Consider the following 6,847-nt stretch of genomic DNA (forward strand, 5'->3'; position numbering starts at 1 on the left):
GTTGTGGGCGCCGCCCGTCTGACCTGAGCACCCAGGGCCACGGCGCAATCACCCCCAAAAGGAATCAATGCGCTCGATCGTCCAGAACATGGCGACCATGCCGATAGCGTAGGGCGGAAGGTAGACAGCCCATCGAGGCCAACGCAGGGGAACTCGTGCAAGCAGTGCTCCCAGACCAAGCACTGCAGCCACGAATATGAGCTGGCCGAGCTCGACACCCACGTTGAACATCAGCAAGGCCACGGGAATCGCTGTTTGCGGCAATCCGACTTCAGCCAGGGCACCGGCGAAGCCGAATCCGTGCAGAAGGCCGAATGCGAACGCAACCACCCAGGGAGCACGAGCGGTCAATCCCGGTTTGCCCTGCAATCCATGCACGACCTCGGCGGCGACGAAAACGATGCTGAGGGCTATGATCGCCTCGACCGGCGGACCGGGCACATGCACCCAGCCCAGCGTAGCAAGGACCAGGGTGATGCTATGGGCGACGGTGAACGCGGTGATGGTGAGGAGAATGCGCTTGGCACCGCGCACGATCAGCAGCAATGCCAGCACGAATAGCAAATGATCGATGCCGCCAAGTATGTGTTCGACGCCTAGAATCAGATAGGACCATGCCACGTCACCGACTCCGCTCGCGGCCTTGACGGTGAATTCCGACTCTTGCGGGGACAACTGTTCGACCTGGCTGGTGCCATCCTGTCGTTCAACGCGAACGATCACGTCGGTCACGCCGGCAGCGATGCCCTCAATATGCAGGGTTTGGCCGATCAGCCCGCCGTCGTGCCGGATCTTCCATCGCTCCACATAGGCGCCGGCATTGAACAGCCCATGCGGCGCAGACAATTCCTCGGTGCCCTCCGGGAAAGCCACCTCGATTGCGAGCTTGCTTTCGCCCTGCGCTGGCACTTTCCACATCACGTCGTAGCTATCAGGACCGGACTCACGCAGCTCCAGATAGGCCGGCCGGAATACATCGGCGCTGACTGCAAAGGTTGCGCACAGAAGGAGCAGCGCGCTGATCCAGCTCAGGATGGAGGGCGCGATGGCGCGTGAATAAGGCGCAATTGGCGTCAGCTTCCTCATGGAGTGTTCGGCGCGGGAGTAGTTACCTCCTCGGTTGATTCGACCCGAACCGTGTAGTTCTCCAGCACCTTCTGATAGAACGCCTCATTTCCTTTCTGCGTGCGATCGTGCAGCAGATCGCGTTCAACCGCTTGGCGTACCTCGGCCAGCGTAGCCGCCCGATCCTGTTCAAGTCCGACAATCCTGACGAGATGCAATCCGAAGCCCGATCGGATCGGCTCACTCCATTCATCTTGCTTGAGATTCGCCAGTCCATCGACGAAGCGATTGCCAAAGACCCGACCGATTTCCGACGCAGACATATCGTCAACACTGGCCGGCAGCATCGTCGTGTCACCGGATACAGCCTGACCCGACAACAACGCCTTGTGTGCAGCGGACACATCCGCAGGAAGCTGAGTGCCGCGGCGAGAAGGATCGAAATAGACCTGATCAAAGGAATAGCGAGGCTCTATCCGGTAGGTGTCAGCGTGGCTGTCGAGCCACTCCTGAAGTTCTGCGTCAGTCGGCACCTGGGGCGTGGCACCTTCTGCGAAGAACTCGACTTTCTGTACCACGCGCCGACGCACCACGGCATCGCCCTGATCCAGCCCCATCGCCTTCCCCTGCCTATAGAGAGCTTCCTCGCGCACCCACGAATCAACCAGCGCCTGCAACTCGCTTGCGTTCGGCTCACGCTGCCAGACCTTGCTGAACTGCGATTGCAAGCTGGCAACCTGGCCGCGCGAAACAAAGATCTCGTCAGGTGCACCAGGCCCCTTGTCAAGCGAGTTGTACAAGACGAATAACAACGCGCCAAGGATCAGGAAGTGTACGAGGGGCTCACGAAGCAGTCGGCGCATGCGATCTCGGAGATTCACGGGAGTTGCGCAAAGGATAGCCGCTAACGAGCAGATATCGGAACCGCCGGGCTTTCCTGTCTGTCAGAAGCACTTGCGTATTGCAGGCAGCGAATCAATGCCTTTTTCAGGATCCCATTGACGAGTCCCGTGCGCAGGCGTCAGCCACGCGAAGCAGATTGAAATCGGGCTTGCGCACCAAGAATGCGCAAGCCCGGGTAGTCATCATGCGATTGCCGTGCCAACGCAATCAGCGTGGTGAAGTGACCACGACATATTGCACCGAACTGCCGGAGTATCTTGGCTGGTACCAGGTATTTCCGCATTGCGAGTAGCTGATGCCGTTGACGATGACCGTGGTGCAACTCGGCGGAACCGAATAGACGATCGAGCCGATCACTGCTGCCGTGACAGCCGCGGTGGCACCGATGGCAACACCCCTCGCCACTGGATGATAGTGATTGTCGTAGTGGTTCCAGCCACCATGATTGTTGTTGACGTTAACGTTGACGTTGGTGTTTCTATTCACATTAACGTTGTTGTTGTTGATATTGACGTTGTTACGATTGCCCGAGTTGTTGACCCGGTTACCGCTGTTCACGTTGTTGCCACCACCCCGGTTTCCGGAGGGTCGATTGACGCTGGTATGTGCCGACGCTCGGGCACCGCCGCCGCCACCTCGATGCCCACCGCCTCCTCGGGCATCAGCAACGGATGCCGCCATGCCAATGGCGAGACAGGACGCCGCAAGTGACACCGACAACAAGGATCGATAGTTCATTCTGGACATGCTCATGATCCCTCTCCTTCCGCACTGGCTGCAGCCATCGAGTCAGGCTCGAAACTGATCTTGTGCGCCCCTTCCGGCGGAACGAACTTGAATGCCGAATCTTCGAAGGTAGCGGTGGTATCCCAGTTCAGGCGCGCTGTGTACTGTGGACGAGCAGGATCATCGAGACTCGTGATGACGAGTTTAGCCGGCAAGCTTGTCGTTTGGGAAATCCAGACTTGCCAATCCACGCCTTCCTGACGAAATGCGTAGTGATCGACCTTGTCGTCGTTGATGGTCCCGGGACCGACAACCATGGCTGACTTGATCAGATCGTCCGACACATCGTCCGTGCCCCACAAGAACAGGTCAGTAAGCGGCAACTCTATGCCGTAGTCGTTGGATGCCTTGAGCACCAGGTCACGCAAATTGCCGTTGACGCTGTCGATCGAGGTGTAAAACTTCAAGATGGGCGAATAGATCGTCAGATCCTTGCCGTCATAAAAGAATTCGCGATTCTTGCGGTCACTCCGCACATCCACATACAAGGCGTTCGGCTGCCTGACCTTCCAGTCGACGAACCCGTCGAGCTGGATCTTCTCACCCGTTTCCAGAACAATTTCCTGCGTGGTGGAGGAAGCAATCGAAAACTCCTTCAGGGCACGCAGAGCGGCACCCATCTTGTTCAGGGCTTCAATGGCATCCGCGTCGATGTCCGACGCCGCCTCCGTTTTGGCCGACGTCGTGGCTGGCTTGGAATCCTGCGCCATCACTGGCATTCCGAATGCCAGCGTCGCACTCGCCAACGCCAGCATGGTGAATCGTTTTTCAACACGCATGTGTCTACTCTCCTGATACTCGTGAGCCACGAGCAAGCTGTAACGGTGGGGCCCACGTAAACCACCGAATTCCAGCGAACTGGCTGGCTTCATACAAGATATTCCAGCTTCCCCGCAAACCCGTCCAGCGGCAGATACTCCCTGTTCATCCCTGAATCGGCCATGATTCCGTCCTGATTGACCAAGTCCTGTCACGCACTTGCAGCGCAGCCAACCCCAGCGTCCCTTGTCTGACTGTTCAGGCCGGCTACACGTTTGCAGGCCCTGCATGGGCGACATTGCACCTGAACAACTGGCCGCAAAACAATACTCGGGCACACCTGGCTGCGAGGGGGAGTGCGTCCAGTCACCCGCCAGATGGCGAGCCTCAGGCACCACTGGCCCTGCTCAGCGCTTTTTTCGCGGGCGTACGTACAGGACCAGGCTGTGGTCTTCGATCTGATAGCCGTACTTGGCCGCCACTTCATGCTGAAGCCGCTCGATCTCTTCGCTGGTGAATTCGATGACCGTGCCGGTCTCCACGTCAATCATGTGGTCGTGGTGCTCACCGCGATCCAGCTCATAAACCGCCTGGCCGCCCTCGAAATTGTGCTTGAGGACCAGGCCAGCCGCCTCGAACTGGGTCAACACACGGTAGACCGTGGCCAGCCCGATATCGTCGTCATTGTCGAGTAATTGCCGATAGATATCCTCGGCGGTGACATGCTTGCCATCAAGGTTCTCGAGGATTTCGAGGATGCGCATGCGCGGATGCGTGACTTTCAGCCCCGCCTTGCGTAAATCAGTCGATTCCATGGCCATCCTCCACGCCGCCAATTGCTGCGGCTTTACGTTCCGAAAATCAGCCCTAGTGTATCATTCCGGGTTTCGACATCGCCGAGTCCGATCGCATGCTGCTTCGTCTAATCGCCTTGATCGCCGCCCTTACGCTGAGCGGCTGCGGAATCTTCTACAAGCTCGATATCCAGCAGGGCAATCTGTTCAACAAGGAGCAGGTCGATACTCTCAAGCCAGGCATGACCAAGCGTCAGGTACTGGTAGTCATGGGTTCGCCGTCGGTTGTCAGCCCGTTCAACCAGGATCGCTGGGACTATGTCTCCAGCATCAAGCGTGGCCGCGGAAAGATGGAAAGCAAGGACCTCATCCTTTACTTCGAGAATGACGCCTTGACCAAGATCGAAGGCGACTACTTCCCGGAAGACCCAAATTCCCTCATCAAGGACGCGCGCAAGTACAAGCGCCAGTATCCGGACGAGAAGCGCGAAGACGACAAGAAGAAGCCCCCAAGCGGCGGTTAGGAACGATTGACGCCTCGACGCCTCGAATTCCTGGCGCGTAGCCGGCGGGCCTCCATCGGATCGATTTTTAGCGGCCTGTAGATTTCGACCCGGTCCCCATCACGCAGACACGTATGTAATGTCGCGGGCTTCGACCAGATGCCGACAGTCAGCGCTTCAATCCTGATTTCGCATTCGTTTTCCACCCCTGACTTGGCAATGGCGTCGGCTACGGTCGACTCCGCGTTCAGTTCCAACGAACGAAGAAACTGTACGTCGGGCGTCGCATAGGCCACTTCGATGCGGATCCGCTCACTGGCCAAGACGGTGCGCCTCGCGAACAAAATCATCCACCATCCGATCCGCCAGGTTTTGGAACCCCAGACGCAGTGCAGGCGCCGTGAACCGGCCGGAGTAGTCGAAATCAAGGGCAAACGAGATCTTGCAGCCAGCATCGCCGAGTGCGAGGAAACCCCACTCACCTTCCAGAGTGCGAAACGGGCCATCAACAAGATGCATGTGGATGCGATCTGGCGATTCAAGCGTATTGCGGGTTGTGAAGCTCTGGGTCATGCCCGCGAGCCGCACCTCGAGACGCGCCGTCAAAGCCGTCTCATCACGCTCCACGATGGCCGATCCTGCGCACCAGGGAAATCGCCTCGGGTATGCTTCGACATCATTGACGAGATCGAACATGACCGCAGGCGTTTGCCGCACCAGGGCACTGCGACGTATCTGTATCAAGAGTTCACCCGCTTCGACCTGACCAATCCGGTCGCGCTTGCATCACACAGCGCGACCCACAATATAGATACTCCGACGAGACTAAGGAAGCGTCACCAAGGATCCCTTCGACCCGCATGACCAAGCAAAACGCCAAGGACAAGAAATCCGGTGGAACGATTGCGCTGAACAAACGCGCACGCCACGAATACCATATTGACGAGCGCTACGAGGCCGGCGTGGCCCTGCAGGGCTGGGAGGTCAAGAGCCTGCGTGCCGGCCGGACCAACCTGACCGACGCCTACGCCATCGTGCGCAACAACGAGATTTTCCTGTTTGGGGCATCCATTGTGCCGCTGATATCGGCGTCCACCCATGTGGTCGCCGATGACCGGCGCACGCGAAAACTGCTCCTGCATCGCAACGAGATCGACAAGCTGGTCGGCGCTGTCGAACGCAAGGGCTATACCCTCGTGCCCCTGGCCATGTACTGGAAAGGCAACAAGGTCAAGATCGAAATCGGCCTCGCACGCGGCAAGCAGGAGCACGACAAGCGCAACACCTTGAAAGACAAGGATTGGCAACGCGACAAGCAGCGTGCCATGCGGGCGCACAACAAGGGGACTTGATGGGCCGAGCGTCGGGAACTGCGAGTTGGAGATGCTTTCCTCATCCAGCGAACAGGAAGGCTTCAATTTCTGGAATCCACTCAATACCGCTATGTTGGGATTCGCTCGCGCTCACCACCAACCTGCAGATGTGCGGGGAAATGCCGCTCGTCGCAGGTTGGGCTGAGCGAATGCGATGCCCAACGTCTCGACACCCTCGGGTTTCATCGGCCGTCCTGCCTGAACAAGGCTCGATTCGGCTCGGCATGGGCACCCCCGAGCCCCTTGAACCCGAATCCTCTCAACCCAATATCATCAACGTGCCAGCCACGTGCTAGCATTCCAGTCCCCGGGGGTGTCATGGCTTCGACGGGGGTAGTGAGATAGCTTGGTGCATGCCGAGGGGGCGACTTTCCTCGTTAATCCAGTAGCAAACTTTTAGTTGCCAACGACGACAACTACGCACTCGCCGCTTAAGGCGTAAGCCGGGAACCCACTTGTGCTCATGCTCGTGGATGTACCGTCATTATCATGAGATAGCCTGATTCTGCCGTCTGTCGGAAGAATGGCGAAACTTTTCAGACTGGTCGACCGGTGCGTTTCGCACATCGTACTGCCGGAAGACGAGATCGAACGGTGAGCTAAGCATGTAGTACTGGGCGTCAATCGCCTTCGGACGCGGGTTCAACTCCCGCCACCTCCACCA

General features: G+C 58.2%; 9 protein-coding genes and 1 other RNA gene. 3 read left to right on the plus strand and 7 right to left on the minus strand.

The features are described from left to right. Positions 1-48 precede the first annotated feature (48 nt). The 5 genes from WBP53_RS01225 to fur all read right to left on the minus strand — a co-directional run bounded on the left by WBP53_RS01225 (position 49) and on the right by fur (position 4,328). Positions 49-1,086 (minus strand): HupE/UreJ family protein, encoded by a 1,038-nt coding sequence (locus WBP53_RS01225; protein WP_423925124.1) that lies wholly within the window; start codon positions 1,084-1,086, stop codon positions 49-51. Further along, a complete protein-coding gene (locus tag WBP53_RS01230; RefSeq protein ID WP_423925126.1) occupies positions 1,083-1,928 on the minus strand; it encodes a peptidyl-prolyl cis-trans isomerase in 846 nt (281 codons plus the stop codon). The genes WBP53_RS01225 and WBP53_RS01230 overlap by 4 nt, the downstream gene beginning before the upstream one ends. Positions 1,929-2,175: 247 nt before the next feature. Next, positions 2,176-2,721 (minus strand): hypothetical protein, encoded by a 546-nt coding sequence (locus WBP53_RS01235; protein ID WP_423925128.1) that lies wholly within the window; start codon positions 2,719-2,721, stop codon positions 2,176-2,178. After that, positions 2,718-3,533, minus strand: coding sequence for a DUF2092 domain-containing protein (locus WBP53_RS01240; protein ID WP_423925130.1), 816 nt, complete (start codon positions 3,531-3,533; stop codon positions 2,718-2,720). The genes WBP53_RS01235 and WBP53_RS01240 overlap by 4 nt, the downstream gene beginning before the upstream one ends. Positions 3,534-3,920: 387 nt before the next feature. Continuing rightward, positions 3,921-4,328, minus strand: a complete 408-nt coding sequence (fur, locus tag WBP53_RS01245) for a ferric iron uptake transcriptional regulator (protein WP_423925132.1) — start codon at positions 4,326-4,328, stop codon at positions 3,921-3,923. A gap of 95 nt (positions 4,329-4,423) precedes the next feature. On the opposite strand from fur, the gene WBP53_RS01250 reads away from it, so the two are divergent. Further along, positions 4,424-4,831, plus strand: coding sequence for an outer membrane protein assembly factor BamE (locus WBP53_RS01250; protein ID WP_423925134.1), 408 nt, complete (start codon positions 4,424-4,426; stop codon positions 4,829-4,831). Here WBP53_RS01250 and WBP53_RS01255 read toward each other — a convergent pair. Both WBP53_RS01255 and WBP53_RS01260 read right to left on the minus strand, forming a co-directional pair. Then, complete coding sequence (locus WBP53_RS01255; RefSeq protein WP_423925136.1) at positions 4,828-5,133, minus strand: RnfH family protein; 306 nt, start codon at positions 5,131-5,133, stop codon at positions 4,828-4,830. The genes WBP53_RS01250 and WBP53_RS01255 overlap by 4 nt on opposite strands. Then, complete coding sequence (locus tag WBP53_RS01260; RefSeq protein ID WP_423925138.1) at positions 5,123-5,554, minus strand: type II toxin-antitoxin system RatA family toxin; 432 nt, start codon at positions 5,552-5,554, stop codon at positions 5,123-5,125. The genes WBP53_RS01255 and WBP53_RS01260 overlap by 11 nt, the downstream gene beginning before the upstream one ends. Before the next feature lie 116 nt (positions 5,555-5,670). Between WBP53_RS01260 and smpB the strand changes: the two genes are divergently transcribed. Further along, entirely contained in the window at positions 5,671-6,162 is a 492-nt protein-coding gene (gene smpB, locus WBP53_RS01265; RefSeq protein ID WP_423925140.1) for an SsrA-binding protein SmpB, read from the plus strand. A 330-nt stretch (positions 6,163-6,492) separates the two neighbouring features. Beyond that, positions 6,493-6,847, plus strand: a transfer-messenger RNA (tmRNA) gene (gene ssrA / locus WBP53_RS01270).

This window comes from Dokdonella sp., assembly GCF_049593775.1.
Classification (GTDB): Bacteria; Pseudomonadota; Gammaproteobacteria; order Xanthomonadales; family Rhodanobacteraceae; genus Dokdonella.

Coding starts and splice junctions, on each gene's coding strand:
- WBP53_RS01225 (WP_423925124.1), bottom strand. CDS start 1,086: ATGAGGAAGCTGACGCCAATTGCGCCTTATTCACGCGCCATCGCGCCC.
- WBP53_RS01230 (WP_423925126.1), bottom strand. CDS start 1,928: ATGCGCCGACTGCTTCGTGAGCCCCTCGTACACTTCCTGATCCTTGGC.
- WBP53_RS01235 (WP_423925128.1), bottom strand. CDS start 2,721: ATGAGCATGTCCAGAATGAACTATCGATCCTTGTTGTCGGTGTCACTT.
- WBP53_RS01240 (WP_423925130.1), bottom strand. CDS start 3,533: ATGCGTGTTGAAAAACGATTCACCATGCTGGCGTTGGCGAGTGCGACG.
- fur (WP_423925132.1), bottom strand. CDS start 4,328: ATGGAATCGACTGATTTACGCAAGGCGGGGCTGAAAGTCACGCATCCG.
- WBP53_RS01250 (WP_423925134.1), top strand. CDS start 4,424: ATGCTGCTTCGTCTAATCGCCTTGATCGCCGCCCTTACGCTGAGCGGC.
- smpB (WP_423925140.1), top strand. CDS start 5,671: ATGACCAAGCAAAACGCCAAGGACAAGAAATCCGGTGGAACGATTGCG.